The sequence below is a fragment of the Nitratireductor sp. OM-1 genome, from assembly GCF_003296175.1.
Taxonomy (GTDB): domain Bacteria; phylum Pseudomonadota; class Alphaproteobacteria; order Rhizobiales; family Rhizobiaceae; genus Nitratireductor; species Nitratireductor aquimarinus.
In genome coordinates, this window is record NZ_CP029208.1 from 1,202,564 (window position 1) to 1,216,407 (window position 13,844).

Genomic DNA, 13,844 nt, shown 5'->3' on the forward strand with positions numbered 1-13,844 from the left:
GATCTGGCGTCAAAGATAGGTTCTGGCAGCGGTCACCGCATCAAGGTGTATGAAGACACGCTGTTCACTTATTGGAGACAATCGACTGATTGAGAAGCGGACGCGCATCGAGCCCAAGGTTCGATGCGCCCGTTTCTACTCCTGTGACGCAGCGTTAAGCGTCGGGATTTTCCGCAGCGCCACGCCGGCGAGCACGGCAAGAATGGCAATGCTCGCTGCGCTGAAAGCGGCTGCGGTGTTGAAGCCCGCGATGAAGGAGGATTGTGCGTCTTCCAAAAGTCCGGCTGGCAATCTTTGCGCCATCGCGGATGCCGCCCACAGGCTGTCGCCAACCGCCGCCTGCACCTCTGGTGAGAGGTCGTCGGGCAATCGGTCCTGCATCGTCTGGCGATAGATCGCCGTCGTGATGCTGCCAAGTAAGGCGATGCCCAGAGAGGCGCCCAGCTCCTGCACGGTCTCGGACATGGCAGAAGCCGAGCCTGCCTTCTCCACCGGCGCCGATCCGACCACGAGGTCCGTGCCAAGGGCTGCGATCGTGCCAAGACCGAGATAGGCAAGCGAGAAGCCGGCGACGACCATCACAAGGCCGCTCGCATCGTTCTTGAGCCATGTCAGCATGAGATAGCCGGCGACCGACAGCGCGAGCGCTCCCGCCACGACAAAGCCAGGCCGGACATAGCGGGCAAGCAGCGGCGTACCGATCCCGGCGGCCACCATCGCCAGCGCGGGAGGCCCCATCCAGAGACCGGCGACCAGCGGTGAGAAACCAGCCACCAATTGCAGATATTGCGTGACCAGAAGCATGGTTCCTCCAACGGCGACAAGTCCGAAGAGAAGCACAACAAGGGCGACCGAGAAGGCCCTGCTTGCGAAGAGGTCGAGATCGAGAAGCGGGTCGGCAAGACGCCGCTGCCGCCACGCGAAAAGCAGGCCGAAAAGAATGCCGGCAACAATCGTGGCGATGGAGGTGAGGGCGAGCCCTTCCTTGGCGATTTCCTTGATGCCATAGATGACGGGCAACATGGCGGCGAGCGAAAGTGCGGCGCTGAAGAGGTCGATCCTGTCGCTTTGCCGAGCACGATATTCCGGCAGCAGAACCGGCGCGAGCAACAGGAGAAGCACGACGATGGGCACCGCGACGAGAAAGCCCGCGCCCCACCAGAAATGCTCCAGAAGCACCCCGCCCACGATCGGCCCCGCTGCCATTCCGAGCGCGAATGTTGTCGCCCAGACGCCGATCGCCAATGCGCGCTGCCGGGGATCGGCAAACAGATTGCTGATGAGCGCCAGAGTGGAGGGCATAAGCGTTGCGCCGGCCACGCCCAGAGCTGCGCGCGCGGCGATCAGCATGGGGGCGTTGGTTGAAAACGCGGCGATGATGGAGGTGACGCCGAACGCCGCCGCCCCGATCATAAGCAGCCGACGCCGGCCGATGCGGTCGCCCAGCGTTCCCATGGTGATGAGAAAGCCCGCGATCATGAAGCCATAGGCATCCATGATCCAAAGGGCCTCTGTGCTCGTCGGTCTCAGATCGGCTGCCAGCGCCGGCAGGGCCAGATGCAGCAGGGTCAGGTCGAGCCCAAGCAGGACGGTCGGCAATGAGAGCAGGGCAAGTCCCAGCCATTCACGGGCTCCTGCCTTCGAAGGCAGGGGGCGTGCCGGTGCGGAGAGAGGATCTTGTTCTGAAATAGCGGTTTCGTTGTAAGTGGTCATGATGCCTCCTTGCGGGAGGCGGACTTTCAGGGCAAAAATGAAACTGTTACAATATTGGAAATTATCCTGTTACCATGAGCAATAGGCAGCCCCAACGATCCCTCGCCCGCACGCGCAGCGATCTTTCGGAATTTTTGCGGCATCACAGGGCAAGGCTCACGCCTGCCGATGTCGGCCTTCCGACAAGGGGCGGGCGTCGCACGCCGGGACTGAGGCGCGAGGAGGTGGCCCTGCTCGCAGGCGTCGGGCTCACATGGTACACGTGGTTCGAGCAGGGGCGTGACATTCAGGTCTCTGAATCTTTCCTGCTCAACGTCTCGAAGGCCCTACGGCTGGACGATGCCGAGTGTTGTCATCTGTTTCTCCTGGCGCATCAGCGGCCACCGCCTTCCCAGGCGTACCAGCCTGCTTCCGTCAGCGCGCACATTCAGCAATTGCTGGACGATCTTTCAAACCGCCCGGCCTATGTGTTCAATCTGCGTTGGGACGTGGTTGCCTGGAATGCCGCAGCCGACGATCTCCTCGATTTTGGCGGGCGAAATCCGGCCGAGCGAAACCTCATGCAGATGATGTTCGCCGATCCCGACATGCGCCGCCGTCTTCCGGACTGGCGGGAAGATGCCCAGAGGCTCGTCGCTCAGTTCCGTTGCGATCTGACGGGCACGCCTGACGAACCCTCGATCCGCACGCTGATCGACGACCTGAAGAAACTGTCCCCCGACTTTCGGCGCTGGATGGAGCAGCCGGACATGACCGGCTACAGCCGGGGCATCGGCACGATCGTCGCGCAGTCGGGCGAACGGTTGCGTTTTCAGCATGAGGTGCTGACCGTGGAGGAGCACCGGCATCTCCGAATGGTGGTCTATTTTCGCAACGAGGCTGAAGACGGGTGAGGGAGCCTGAAGACGGGTGAGGCGCAGAGCCCCATCCCTGCAACGCGGTCAGCCGTGCCAGTAGATGATCGCCGGCCGTTCGTTGAAGTCCGTGCGCGCACGTTCCGCAAAGCCGAGGCGTGCTGCGAGCTTCTGCGAAGGCGTGTTTTCCGCATCGATGATGCAGGTGATCTCCATGGCCGGCTGTGCGCTGGCGCACCATTTGAACACGGCTTCCATCGCTTCGCGCGCATAGCCCTTGCCGTGCGCTTCCGGCAGGAAGACCCAGCCGGCCTCCATCGTTCCCTCGATCGAGGGCGAGAGTTCGCGCCGGCATTCCTGCACGCCCGCATCGCCGAGAAACGCGCCGGTGGACTTCTCGATGACGGCGAAATAGCCAAAACCCATCAGGTCCCACATGCCCCGGTGCATGGCCATACGCCGCCATGCTTCTTCGCGCGACAGGGGGCGACCCGTGGTGAAGCGTGTCGCCTCGGGCAGCGACCAGAGGCGTGCGAAAGCGTCGAGATCGCTGAAGCTGTGCGCCCGCAGCGTGAGGCGTTCTGTTTCCAGAACCGGTGTCGTTGATGTCATTGAGTGGGTCCGAGACGGTCTGCGATGAGTTGCGCCAGTCGCTCCGCAACCTCTTCCTTGCTCATTTCGGGCCACTCGTCATGCCCTTCATGGCCGACGATGACGACGCTGTTGCGATCGCCGCCCATCACGCCGCCGGGGCCGACGCCGCTGTCATGCGAGACATCATTGGCAACGATGAAGTCCGCGCCCTTCTTGTTGAGCTTGGTGCGGGCGTTCTTGAAGAGGTCCTGCGTTTCGGCGGCAAAGCCGATCACGAGCGCGGGGCGTTTCTTGTGATGTCCGATGCCGGCCAGAATGTCCGGGTTTTCGGTAAGCTCCAGCGTGGGCGCGCCCTCGCCGGGCTTCTTCTTGATCTTTTCCGAGATTTCGACGGCGGGCCGCCAGTCGGCAACAGCGGCAACGAACACGCCCGCATCCGCCGGCAGCGAAGCCTCCACGGCCTCGCGCATCTGGCGGGCCGTTTCCACATGGGTGGTCGTCACGCCGTGCGGGTCGGGAATGGAGACCGGTCCGGAAACGAGGTGCACCGATGCGCCCAGCCGGGCGAGCGCGGCGGCAATGGCGTGTCCCTGCTTGCCCGAAGAGCGGTTGGCGATGTAGCGCACCGGATCGATGATTTCGTGGGTCGGGCCGGAGGTGACGATCACCTTGCGCCCGGCGAGCGGCTTTTCGTGATTGCCGATCAGCGCTTCAACCGCAGCAACGATCTCCATCGGCTCGGCCATGCGGCCCTCGCCGGCTTCTCCGCTTTCAGCCATCTCGCCCCGGTTGGGGCCGACGAAATTCACGCCGTCTTCCTTCAGTGTCGCAAGGTTGCGCTGGGTTGCCGGATGCTCCCACATGCGCGGGTTCATGGCGGGTGCGATGAGAACCGGCTTGTCGGTTGCTATGAGAACCGTGGACGCGAGGTCGTTGGCATGGCCATTGGCAAGCTTCGCCATTAGGTCGGCCGTGCCCGGCGCAACGACCAGAAGGCCAGCCTCACGCGACAGGCGGATGTGCCCGACATCATGCTCGTCCTGCCGGTCGAACAGCTCGGTGAACACATGGTCTGCGGAAAGCGCGCCGACGGAGAGCGGCGTGATGAATTCCTGTGCGGCTTTCGTCATCACACAGCGCACGCTCGCCCCGCGTTCGCGCAGGCGGCGGATCAGGTCGAGGCATTTATAGGCTGCGATGCCGCCCCCGATGATAAGCAGGATACGGGCTTTGGTAAGCGTCTGCTGCGGGGCTGTCATGGATGAAGGCTCTCTCAGGACGGCTTTATTGCGGGCTCTATATCCGTATGGACGAAATCCGAACCTTTGAAAAGGAGCGGCAGGTTAGCGGTTCTGGCCAGCGCGTAAGCAAAGCAGTCGCCGATGTTCAGCGCTGCCGGGTGGCCGGTCGCCTGACCGTAAATCGCATAGGCCTTACGGGCGATGGTCAGCTGCCGCTCATCGAAATCGATGGTTTCAGGGGAAAGCGCGCCAAGAAGCGTGTTGAGCCGTTCGGTGCCGTCGATCAGCGAGATGTGCTTGGCGACATACTGCGCTTCAAACGTCGTGGTGCTGCTGATGAGGATCTGCTCTGCGTCCTGAAGCGCCTGGCGGAACGTATCCGCGTCGGGATCGTCGTTCAGGACGGCGATAAGGGCCGACGTATCGACCACGAATTTGGGCTCACAACGTACGGCCATTCCAGATCTCGTCGCTGATTGCCTTGAGGTCGAATTCTCCAATCGGGCGCATGGAGACCGTGTTGAGCGTTTCTGCGCGCCGCGCCTTGCTCTGATGCTGGGCCGGGTCGTCTGCCAGCTGCACGCTGCGGGCCAGAATGCGTCTGACCTCTTCTTCCATCGAGACGTCATTTTCGGCTGCGCGTCTGCGTAGCGCGCGCCGAACTTTCTCATCGACATTTCGTATCGTTAGTGTCGCCATCGATAAGTCCAAAAAATGAGCCGGCAAATCTGAATGCACAGATTTGTAAAACGCAGACTTGAAAGCAATGACTGCATTTTTGTCTTTGACTGCGTTTGCCGGGTTTTTGACAGCATTGCTGTCATTCTTGCCGGTTTGCGCCCCGCGCGGTCTCGATTGCCTGGAAGGTGCCCCCTTCGCTCGTGCAGCGTATTATGATTCTCTTACTCTATAGATTGTGGGGATGTCATTGCCGGCAATGCATTATTCACACTTCTTCGCACGCGGAAACGCAAGGCGAATCTGTGGCTTAGGTGATGTTTGCTAGCAACGCTGTCATTGCAGGCGCAATGCGTCGTCGCAGGATTAGCCAGCTATCCCGTGCTGCAATGTTCCGAATGTGAGGAAGGATGGCGCAAATGCGCCATCAGCATGGATCGGGGATCAGGAAATCTGCCAGGCGATGACCGCGAGGGCTGCGGCGATGACCCAGAGCGCAACGCGCCCACCACGGGAATGGCGCGCCTCGGCCTTGCCGATGGCTTCCGCCGTTTCCGGATCGAAGCGCAGGCCCTTCTGCGCCATCGTGTCGATTTCGCGTGAGAGCCGCTCCGTGCGTGCGGCGAGATCCGGCGCCTGACGAACGAGCGAGACGAGAGCGCCGACGCCTTCGCGGGCGTCGTTCAGCATGCCGCGCGGCCCGAGATTGCCGGCAATCCAGTCGGAAACCACCGGTTCGGCCGCTTTCCACATGTTGAAATGCGGATCGAGCGTTCGCGCAACGCCTTCCACCACGACCATGGTCTTCTGCAGGAGCAGCAGTTCGGGCCGTGTCTGCATGTCGAACAGCTCGGTCACTTCAAAGAGAAGCGTCAGAAGCCGCGCCATGGAGATGGTTTCGGCCGACTGGCCGTGGATCGGTTCGCCAATGGCGCGCAGCGCCTGTGCGAAGGCCGCCACATCGTGGTGCCCCGGCACATATCCTGCCTCGAAATGCACTTCCGCCACCCTGCGGAAATCGCGGGTGATGAAACCGTACAGGATCTCGGCGAGGAAGTGCCGTTCCTTGCGGCCGATACGCCCCGTAATGCCGAAATCCACCGCGACGATGGTTCCATCGTCTTCAACGAACAGGTTTCCCGGATGCATGTCGGCGTGAAAGAAGCCGTCGCGCAGCGTGTGGCGCAGGAAGGACTGAATGAGCGTCTGCGCCAGCGCTTCGAGATCGTGACCCGCTTCGCGCAGGGCCTCGATGTTCGACATCTTGGTGCCGTCGACCCATTCCAGCGTCACCACATCGCGGCCGGTGCGCTGCCAGTCGACATTGGGCACCCGGAAGCCGGGATCGTTCAGCGTGTTCTCGTGGATCTCGGAAATGGCCGCCGCCTCAAGGCGCAGATCCATCTCGATCCGGGTCACCTGCGCCAGCGTTTCGGCCACTTTGACCGGCTTCAGGCGACGGGTGGACGGGATGAAGCGTTCCTGCAGATGGGCTGCGAGGAAATAGCTTTCCAGATCGTTCTGGAAGCGCCGGCGCACGCCGGGGCGGATCACCTTCACTGCAACGCGCTTGAGGCCCGTTTCGGTGGCGACACGCGCCTCATGCACCTGCGCGATGGAGGCCGCTGCCACCGGGCCGTCGAACTCCGCGTAAAGCGCCTCGACCGGCTGGCCGAGCGAGCCTTCGATGGCCGCGCGCGCCTGCGCCTCGGGAAACGTGTTCATGCGGTCCTGAAGGCTGGCGAGATCATGCGCCATCTCATGGCCCACAACATCCGGCCGCGTCGCCAGAAACTGCCCGAGTTTCACATAGGACGGCCCGAGCCGGTTCACGGCCTGGGCAAGGCGTTCGGGCCGGTCGCGCCGCTTGGAGCGACGCCGCGACAAGACTTTGGCCACCTTCCAGCCGAACAGCGGCATGCCTTCCAGCTGGTCGCCGGGCATGGCCGCCACAACGCCCTCACGAACAAGAATCCAGCCCGCGCGGGCCAGCCGAAGATATGCGCCGACAGTGCTCATTTTTACGCCGTCAAATCTTCCAGCCGGAGTGCAGGGTGGCGATGCCGCCGGAGTAATTGCGCCAGGTCACGCGGGAGAAGCCCGCATTGGTGATCATCGCGCCGAAATTCTGCTGGTTGGGGAATTTGCGGATGGATTCGATGAGATAGCGATAGGGCTCGCCATCGCCGGTCACAGCCTGGCCGATGCGCGGAATGGCGTGGAACGACCAGTTCTCATAGACCTTGTCGAGGATCGGCATGTCCACCTCGGAAAATTCGAGGCAGAGAAAGCGCCCGCCGGGCCGGAGCACGCGGAAGGCTTCGGAAAGCGCGCGGTCGATATGCGGCACGTTGCGAATGCCGAAGGCAATCGTGTAGGCGTCGAAACTGTTGTCCTCGAAGGGCAGCTCCTCGGCGTTCGCCTCAACGAAAGTCAGATTGTCGGCGATGCCCTTCTTCTCGGCGCGCTCACGGCCGACTTCGAGCATCGAGCCATTGATGTCCAGAACGGTGACGTCAGCCATCCGGCGCGAGGCCTCGACGATGCGGAACGCGATGTCGCCCGTGCCGCCGGCCACGTCCAGTGCGCGATAGCCCGGTCGCTTGGAAGGCGCGAGCCAGGAGATCATGGCGTCTTTCCAGACCCGGTGCAGACCCGCCGACATAAGGTCGTTCATCACGTCATACCGTTTGGCGACGCGGTGGAATACCGTGTTGACCAGGCCCTGCTTTTCGGTTTCGTCTACCGTGCGAAAACCATAGGCCGTCTCCATGCCGCCTTCGGCGGTGGTGCGCTGATCGGACATCTTCACCCTTTCGAAATCGCCGGGACCATAGCCCATTGCCGTTCGCGGCGCTATTGTCAAAACCGCGATGAACAGCCGCGCCAGCGGACTGGTTAAAATGGAGCACACATGGTCGCAAAAGCCGAGCTTCACTGCCATATCGAGGGAGCCGCTTCCCCCGATCTCGTCCTTGCCCAGGCGCGCAAATACGGCGTCGACACATCGAATTTCCTGCGCGACGGGGCCTATCACTGGTACGATTTCACCAGCTTTCTCGCCGCTTATGACGAGGCCGCCAGCCTGTTTCGAACCGAAGAAGACTATGCGCTTCTCGCCGAGGATTATCTGACCAGCCTGGCGAAAGACGGCGCGATCTATTCGGAGATATTCATCTCGCCCGATCATGCAGAACGCGCCGGGCTTTCGCGCATGGCCTACACCAACGCGCTTGGCGAGGGCATAGAGCGCGCGCGCGCCGCAACCGGCATAGAGGGGCGCATCATCGTGACCGGCGTGCGCCATTTCGGGGCAGTGTCGGTGGAAGATGCAGCGCGCTTCGCGGTTGCCTGCGAGCATCCGCTTGTCACCGGTTTCGGCATGGCGGGCGAAGAGCGTTTCGGCAATGTGCGCGACTATGAGACCGCCTTCGATATTGCACGCGAGGCGGGGCTCGGCATCACGGTCCATGCAGGCGAGCTGGTCGGCTGGGAGAGCGTCGAGGCGGCGCTGAACCATCTGCGCCCCACACGCATCGGTCATGGCGTGCGCGCCATCGAGAACCCGGATCTGGTGCGCCGTCTGGTGGATGAGGGTGTGGTGCTGGAGGTCTGCCCGGTTTCAAACATCGTGCTGAAGGTCTTTCCCGACTACGCCAGCCATCCTCTGCCGCAATTGATGGCCGCCGGCTGTCGCGTGACGCTCAACTCCGATGACCCGCCGCATTTCCACACGTCGCTCGCGCATGAATATGCGGTGGCGAAGGCGCATTTCGGGCTCGATGACACGGCGCTTCGCGGCATCACGCAAACGGCCATCGAAGCCGCATTTGTCGATGAGGTCACCCGCACGCGCCTGCTTGCAGCGCTGGGCCATAAAACTGTGGCTCAGTGAGCCTTATGGTATCCTGCTCGGCCACGCGTCGTTAATATCGACAGGATTTCAAGCATTCGGGGAACAGCACATGCAGGGCGTGACCGTCGTCGACCATCCGCTTGTCCAGCACAAGCTCACCATCATGCGCGACAAGGAGACTTCGACCGCCAGCTTCAGGCGTCTGCTGCGCGAAATTTCGCTGCTGCTCTGCTATGAGGTCACGCGCGATCTGGAGCTGACGACACGGCGCATCGAAACGCCGCTTCAGCCGATCGACTCGCCCACGCTCGAAGGCAAGAAGCTCGTCTTCGCCTCGGTTCTGCGCGCCGGCAACGGCCTGCTGGACGGCATGCTGGATCTCGTTCCCGCCGCACGCGTGGCGCATGTGGGCATGTATCGCGACCACGAAACGCTAGAGGCGGTCGAGTATTTCTTCAAGGCTCCGAGCAATCTGGGCGACCGCCTGGTGATCGTCGTTGACCCGATGCTGGCCACGGCCAACTCCGCCATCGCCGCCGTCGACAAGCTCAAGGAGCGCGGCGCGACCAATCTGCGCTTCCTCTGCCTTCTGGCGGCGCCCGAAGGCGTCGAGAACTTCCGCAAGTCGCATCCTGACGTGCCGGTCTTCACCGCGTCCATCGATGAATGCCTGAACGAGAAGGGCTACATCGTGCCGGGTCTGGGCGATGCCGGCGACCGGATGTACGGAACGAAATAACGCTCGTTTAACCAAGCGGCGCGGTTGTCCGCGCCGTTAAAACAATGGTTGCCGTTGCGGCATAGGGTCTTCCCGATTGAAGGGGTGGAAGGCGCATATGGTTCGCAAGGTGGTCATGCTCGGTATCGTTATCGGAGCTGCGGGGGCAATCCCCGCGCTTTACCAGAGCAATCCGGATTTCTATCGGAGCCTTCTTGGCAGCGCGCTTGAAGAGACGCCTGTGGAGGAGGTTCAGCAGGTCGCGATGGTTCGCGCGCCCGCGCCGGAGCGCGGCAAGACCTCCGTGCTTCTCGGCAAGCGGGTCAGCATCGCGGTCGACAGGTCCGGCCATTTCGTCGGACGCTTCAAGCTCAATGGCCGTGACACGAAGGCCATGATCGATACGGGCGCGACCTATGTGGCGATCAACAGGAGCACCGCGCGCCGGATCGGCCTGAATCTCACCGCGAGCGATTTCAAATATGAAGTCAGCACGGCCAATGGCAAGGCCAGCGCTGCTGCCGCCGTTATCGAAAACCTTCAGATCGGCCGCATCTATATTGAGAATGTCGAAGCGCTGGTGCTTGAGGATCGTGCGCTCGACAGTGTGCTCATTGGCATGAGCTTTCTCGAGCGCCTCGCGCGCTACAGGGTGGAAGATCGCGCGCTGATTCTGGAACAGTAAGGCAGTTCTCAGACTTCCGCTGTCACCCGGCGCAGGATGGTTTTCCTGGTGCGCGGTTTCGCATCGGTCACCGAATAGGCTTTCAGAACCGCACTGCGCGCCCGTTCCGCGTCGTCGTCGGATGCGGCATGCACCATGCAGACCGGCTCTCCGCGCTTCAACTCCGCGCCCACGGGCAGAAGCTCCGTCAGGCCGACAGAGTGGTCGATGGCGTCTTCGGGCGTGCGTCGCCCGCCACCCAGTTCGATCACGCAGATGCCCACGGCACGCGAGTCGATTGCGCCGACAAAACCGTCTTCTTCAGCGAGCACGGGCTTGATCACCTTCGCCTTCGGCAGGTGCCTGCCGGCAGCCTCGATGAAGTCCGCCGGCCCGCCGAGTGTGTGCACCATCCTGCCAAACAGTTCCGCTGCCCGTCCGCTTTCCAGCGCGTCATGCGCCCAATCGAAGGCCTCGCGCGTGGTGGCTGCCACGCCGGAGGAAAGAAGCATCTCGCCGGCGAGCGCCAGCGTCACGTCGAGAAGCCGCCGGTCGCGTTTCCTGCCTGTCAGGAAATCAACGGCGTTGGCCACTTCCACGGCATTGCCGGCAGCAGAGGCAAGCGGCTGGTTCATGTCGGTCACGAGGGCGGTGGCCGGAAGCCCGGCCCCGCCCGCGACACGCACCAGATTGTCGGCCAGTTTGCGCGCCGCGCGGGCGTCATCCATGAACGCGCCATTGCCCGATTTCACATCGAGCACCAGCGAGGAAAGGCCGGCGGCCAGTTTCTTGGAGAGGATCGACGCTGTGATGAGCGGGATCGATTCCACCGTGCCGGTCACATCGCGCACGGCGTAGAAGCGCTTGTCGGCGGGGGCGAGATCGGCGGTCTGGCCGATGATCGCGCAACCCACATCGCGCACGGTTCTGGCGAACAGCTTTTCATCCGGTTGGCTCGTATAGCCGGGAATGGAATCCATCTTGTCGAGCGTGCCGCCCGTATGGCCAAGCCCGCGTCCGGAGATCATCGGCACAAACGCGCCGCAGGCCGCCACGATGGGGGCGAGCATCAGCGAGACATTGTCGCCCACCCCGCCGGTGGAGTGTTTGTCGGTCACCGGGCCGGGCAGGTCCGACCAGTCGAGAACACTGCCGGAATCGCGCATGGCGATGGTCAGCGCAGCGCCTTCCTCAGCCGTCATGCCGTTCAGGAAAATCGCCATGGCCAGCGCCGCGATCTGCCCTTCGCTCCACGTGCCATGGGTGAGCCCGTGAGCGAAATCTGCGATCTCTTCACTGGTGAGCGCCTGGCGGTCGCGCTTCCTGCGGATGATCTCCTGCGGCAGCATGGGTACCTCAGCCTGTCGGCAGGCCGTCGGCGCAGAGCTGGCCGAGAACCGTTGCGAGACGCTGGCCGCCAATGGGAGCCATGTCCTTGGTTTCCTGATGCGACAGCTCGCCCGCGCTCATGCCCGCACCCAGATTGGTGATGACCGAGCAGGCCGCGACCCGAAGGCCGAAATAGCGCGCGAGGATTACTTCCGGCACGGTAGACATGCCCACGGCGTCCGCACCCAGCGTGCGCGCCATGCGAATTTCCGCCGGCGTCTCGAAGGACGGGCCGGAGAACCACATGTAGACGCCCTTGTGCAGCGCGACGCCGCTCTTTTCAGCGGCGGCTTCGAGGCTGGCGCGCAGGCCCGCATCATAAGCCTCGCTCATGCCGACGAAGCGCCGGTCGCTGCCCTCGCCGATCAGCGGGTTCATGCCGGAGAAATTGATGTGGTCCTCGATCAGCATCACCGAGCCGGGCGGCATGTCCTGCCTCAGCGATCCCGCCGCATTGGTCAGGATCATCTGGGTGATGCCGATGCCCCACAGGGTTTCCAGCGCCGGGCGCATGGCCGCCGCATCGCCATGTTCGTAATAGTGCGCGCGACCGGCAAGCATCAGCACGGGCGTGCCCGAAAGCCGTCCGGCGACAATCTCGCCCGCATGGCCGGTCACGCCGCTTTGCGGAAAACCGGGTAATTCGGAATAGGAAATCCGCACCGGGTTTTCGACGTCGTTCACAAGACCGCCAAGCCCCGAGCCAAGCACCAGCGCAAGCTGCGGGGCGAGGCCGTTCAGCCGTTCGGTGAGAAGGTCCACCGCTTCTTTCATTTGCCATCCTCGAAGCTGAAGCCGCGCGGGAACACGGCCGAGAAGGGAACCGTTTCAAGCACCCCGTTGGTGTCGCAGAGATGCAGGCGGGCATCGTCGGTGACGAACTCCGCCAGCCGCTGGCGGCAACCGCCGCAGGGCATGATCTTCGGCATCTTTTCCGCCACCACGGCGATCTCCGTCACGCGTCCACCGCCCGCCATGATGAGATGGCCAAGCGCGGTGGTCTCGGCGCACCATCCTTCCGGGTAAGACGCGTTCTCGATGTTGCAGCCTGCGTGGATTGCGCCGGCCTCGGTCTTCACCGCAGCCCCCACGGGAAAGCGCGAATAGGGGGCGTAGGCGTTCTGCATCGCCGCGCTCGCGGCTGCAAACAGGTCTTCGGCGCTCATCACCGCTCCTTCACATAGGGCACGCCGCCGGCGCGCGGGGGAATGGCCTTGCCGATGAAGCCGGCCAGAAGCACCACGGTCAGAATGTAGGGCAGGGCCTGCATGAACTGCACCGGCACCTGACCGATGAGGGGCAGGGGCGTGCCCTGAATGCGGATCGCGAAGGCGTCGAGAAAGCCGAACAGAAGGCAGGCGAACATCACCGGCACAGGCTTCCACTTGGCGAAGATCAGCGCGGCGAGCGCGATAAAGCCGCGTCCTGCCGTCATGTCTTTCACGAAGCCGGCATTCTGCGCCATGGAGAGATAGGCGCCGGCCATGCCGGTTAGAATGCCGGTGCAGATCACGGCCCGGTAGCGCAGCCACGAAACGGAGATGCCCGCCGTGTCGACCGCAGCCGGGTTTTCGCCCACCGCGCGCAGCCGGAGGCCGAAGCGGGTGCGGAACAAAACCCACCAGGTGAAGGGCACCAGAAGAAAGGCCGCATAGGTCAGAAGCGAGTGGCCGGAAATCAGCTCGGAATAGACGTCGCCGAGGATCGGGACATCGCGTACGGCTTCGGCAAAGGGTAATTCGATCGCGCCGAAACGCGCCTCGCCCGGCAGCGATGGCGTGCGCCCGCCCTGCCGGAACCAGGCCTGCCCCAGAATGATTGTGGAGCCGGCGGCGATGAAGTTGATGGCGACGCCCGAAACGATCTGGTTGCCGCGATGGGTGATGGAGGCAAAGCCATGCACCAGCGCGAGGAAGATGGAAATGAGCATCGCCGCGCCGAGACCGGCCCAGGCGGATCCGGTGACGGCGGCGGCCGCGCCGGCCGCAAATGCGCCTGCCAGCATCTTGCCTTCAAGGCCGATGTCGAAGACGCCGGAGCGCTCCGAATAAAGCCCGGCAAGTGCGGCCAGCAGAAGCGGTACCGAAAGCCGCACGGTGGAATCGAGAACGAGGATCAGGGCGTGAAAGAAGTCCAT

General features: G+C 63.0%; 15 protein-coding genes and 1 pseudogene. 4 read left to right on the top strand and 12 right to left on the bottom strand.

From position 1 onward, the window contains the following. Nucleotides 1–135: 135 nt before the first annotated feature. On the bottom strand, nt 136–1,713 hold the full coding sequence (locus DEJ54_RS05750) for an MFS transporter (RefSeq protein WP_113153724.1): 1,578 nt from the start codon (nt 1,711–1,713) through the stop codon (nt 136–138). 74 nt (nt 1,714–1,787) lie between these two features. Here DEJ54_RS05750 and DEJ54_RS05755 point away from each other — a divergent pair, with 74 nt between their 5' ends. Then, entirely contained in the window at nt 1,788–2,606 is an 819-nt protein-coding gene (locus DEJ54_RS05755) for a helix-turn-helix transcriptional regulator (protein ID WP_113153725.1), read from the top strand. 48 nt (nt 2,607–2,654) lie between these two features. Here DEJ54_RS05755 and DEJ54_RS05760 read toward each other — a convergent pair whose 3' ends face one another. From DEJ54_RS05760 to ubiE, 7 genes and pseudogenes are all read right to left on the bottom strand, one after another. Then, nucleotides 2,655–3,179, bottom strand: a complete 525-nt coding sequence (locus DEJ54_RS05760) for a GNAT family N-acetyltransferase (protein ID WP_113153726.1) — start codon at nt 3,177–3,179, stop codon at nt 2,655–2,657. Continuing rightward, nucleotides 3,176–4,420 carry a bifunctional phosphopantothenoylcysteine decarboxylase/phosphopantothenate--cysteine ligase CoaBC gene (coaBC, locus tag DEJ54_RS05765; protein WP_113153727.1) on the bottom strand — a complete coding sequence of 415 codons (1,245 nt, stop codon included), beginning with the start codon at nt 4,418–4,420 and terminating at the stop codon, nt 3,176–3,178. Before coaBC ends, DEJ54_RS05760 begins: the two co-directional genes overlap by 4 nt. A 14-nt stretch (nt 4,421–4,434) precedes the next feature. Then, a complete protein-coding gene (locus tag DEJ54_RS05770; RefSeq protein WP_113153728.1) occupies nt 4,435–4,860 on the bottom strand; it encodes a type II toxin-antitoxin system VapC family toxin in 426 nt (141 codons plus the stop codon). Beyond that, a complete protein-coding gene (locus DEJ54_RS05775; RefSeq protein ID WP_222474305.1) occupies nt 4,844–5,020 on the bottom strand; it encodes a hypothetical protein in 177 nt (58 codons plus the stop codon). Before DEJ54_RS05775 ends, DEJ54_RS05770 begins: the two co-directional genes overlap by 17 nt. Before the next feature lie 15 nt (nt 5,021–5,035). After that, nucleotides 5,036–5,101 (bottom strand): annotated as a pseudogene (locus DEJ54_RS23685) (plasmid stabilization protein); the annotation flags it as partial. A gap of 423 nt (nt 5,102–5,524) precedes the next feature. Then, nucleotides 5,525–7,099, bottom strand: coding sequence for a 2-polyprenylphenol 6-hydroxylase (gene ubiB / locus DEJ54_RS05780; RefSeq protein WP_113153730.1), 1,575 nt, complete (start codon nt 7,097–7,099; stop codon nt 5,525–5,527). A 10-nt stretch (nt 7,100–7,109) separates the two neighbouring features. After that, a complete protein-coding gene (ubiE, locus tag DEJ54_RS05785) occupies nt 7,110–7,886 on the bottom strand; it encodes a bifunctional demethylmenaquinone methyltransferase/2-methoxy-6-polyprenyl-1,4-benzoquinol methylase UbiE (protein ID WP_113156110.1) in 777 nt (258 codons plus the stop codon). 108 nt (nt 7,887–7,994) lie between these two features. On the opposite strand from ubiE, the gene DEJ54_RS05790 reads away from it, so the two are divergent. The 3 genes from DEJ54_RS05790 to DEJ54_RS05800 all read left to right on the top strand — a co-directional run bounded on the left by DEJ54_RS05790 (nt 7,995) and on the right by DEJ54_RS05800 (nt 10,339). Continuing rightward, nucleotides 7,995–8,975: an adenosine deaminase gene (locus tag DEJ54_RS05790; protein ID WP_113153731.1), complete on the top strand. Its 981-nt coding sequence runs from the start codon at nt 7,995–7,997 to the stop codon at nt 8,973–8,975. 70 nt (nt 8,976–9,045) lie between these two features. Beyond that, complete coding sequence (gene upp / locus DEJ54_RS05795; protein ID WP_113153732.1) at nt 9,046–9,675, top strand: uracil phosphoribosyltransferase; 630 nt, start codon at nt 9,046–9,048, stop codon at nt 9,673–9,675. 97 nt (nt 9,676–9,772) lie between these two features. After that, nucleotides 9,773–10,339 (top strand): TIGR02281 family clan AA aspartic protease, encoded by a 567-nt coding sequence (locus tag DEJ54_RS05800; RefSeq protein ID WP_113153733.1) that lies wholly within the window; start codon nt 9,773–9,775, stop codon nt 10,337–10,339. Nucleotides 10,340–10,347: 8 nt separating this feature from the next. On the opposite strand, the gene deoA is transcribed toward DEJ54_RS05800, so the two are convergent. Genes deoA through DEJ54_RS05820 form a run of 4 tightly spaced genes read right to left on the bottom strand, consistent with a single transcriptional unit; the run spans nt 10,348 to nt 13,844 of the window. Continuing rightward, nucleotides 10,348–11,667: a thymidine phosphorylase gene (deoA, locus tag DEJ54_RS05805; protein WP_113153734.1), complete on the bottom strand. Its 1,320-nt coding sequence runs from the start codon at nt 11,665–11,667 to the stop codon at nt 10,348–10,350. 7 nt (nt 11,668–11,674) lie between these two features. Beyond that, entirely contained in the window at nt 11,675–12,481 is an 807-nt protein-coding gene (locus DEJ54_RS05810) for a purine-nucleoside phosphorylase (protein WP_113153735.1), read from the bottom strand. Then, entirely contained in the window at nt 12,478–12,873 is a 396-nt protein-coding gene (locus DEJ54_RS05815) for a cytidine deaminase (RefSeq protein ID WP_113153736.1), read from the bottom strand. Before DEJ54_RS05815 ends, DEJ54_RS05810 begins: the two co-directional genes overlap by 4 nt. Then, nucleotides 12,873–13,844 (bottom strand): ABC transporter permease, encoded by a 972-nt coding sequence (locus DEJ54_RS05820; RefSeq protein ID WP_113153737.1) that lies wholly within the window; start codon nt 13,842–13,844, stop codon nt 12,873–12,875. Before DEJ54_RS05820 ends, DEJ54_RS05815 begins: the two co-directional genes overlap by 1 nt.

Excerpts from the sequence above, each read along its gene's own strand:
- DEJ54_RS05750 (WP_113153724.1), bottom strand. The coding sequence starts at position 1,713 with ATGACCACTTACAACGAAACCGCTATTTCAGAACAAGATCCTCTCTCC.
- DEJ54_RS05755 (WP_113153725.1), top strand. The coding sequence starts at position 1,788 with ATGAGCAATAGGCAGCCCCAACGATCCCTCGCCCGCACGCGCAGCGAT.
- DEJ54_RS05760 (WP_113153726.1), bottom strand. The coding sequence starts at position 3,179 with ATGACATCAACGACACCGGTTCTGGAAACAGAACGCCTCACGCTGCGG.
- coaBC (WP_113153727.1), bottom strand. The coding sequence starts at position 4,420 with ATGACAGCCCCGCAGCAGACGCTTACCAAAGCCCGTATCCTGCTTATC.
- DEJ54_RS05770 (WP_113153728.1), bottom strand. The coding sequence starts at position 4,860 with ATGGCCGTACGTTGTGAGCCCAAATTCGTGGTCGATACGTCGGCCCTT.
- DEJ54_RS05775 (WP_222474305.1), bottom strand. The coding sequence starts at position 5,020 with ATGGAAGAAGAGGTCAGACGCATTCTGGCCCGCAGCGTGCAGCTGGCA.
- ubiB (WP_113153730.1), bottom strand. The coding sequence starts at position 7,099 with ATGAGCACTGTCGGCGCATATCTTCGGCTGGCCCGCGCGGGCTGGATT.
- ubiE (WP_113156110.1), bottom strand. The coding sequence starts at position 7,886 with ATGTCCGATCAGCGCACCACCGCCGAAGGCGGCATGGAGACGGCCTAT.
- DEJ54_RS05790 (WP_113153731.1), top strand. The coding sequence starts at position 7,995 with ATGGTCGCAAAAGCCGAGCTTCACTGCCATATCGAGGGAGCCGCTTCC.
- upp (WP_113153732.1), top strand. The coding sequence starts at position 9,046 with ATGCAGGGCGTGACCGTCGTCGACCATCCGCTTGTCCAGCACAAGCTC.
- DEJ54_RS05800 (WP_113153733.1), top strand. The coding sequence starts at position 9,773 with ATGGTTCGCAAGGTGGTCATGCTCGGTATCGTTATCGGAGCTGCGGGG.
- deoA (WP_113153734.1), bottom strand. The coding sequence starts at position 11,667 with ATGCTGCCGCAGGAGATCATCCGCAGGAAGCGCGACCGCCAGGCGCTC.
- DEJ54_RS05810 (WP_113153735.1), bottom strand. The coding sequence starts at position 12,481 with ATGAAAGAAGCGGTGGACCTTCTCACCGAACGGCTGAACGGCCTCGCC.
- DEJ54_RS05815 (WP_113153736.1), bottom strand. The coding sequence starts at position 12,873 with ATGAGCGCCGAAGACCTGTTTGCAGCCGCGAGCGCGGCGATGCAGAAC.
- DEJ54_RS05820 (WP_113153737.1), bottom strand. The coding sequence starts at position 13,844 with ATGGACTTCTTTCACGCCCTGATCCTCGTTCTCGATTCCACCGTGCGG.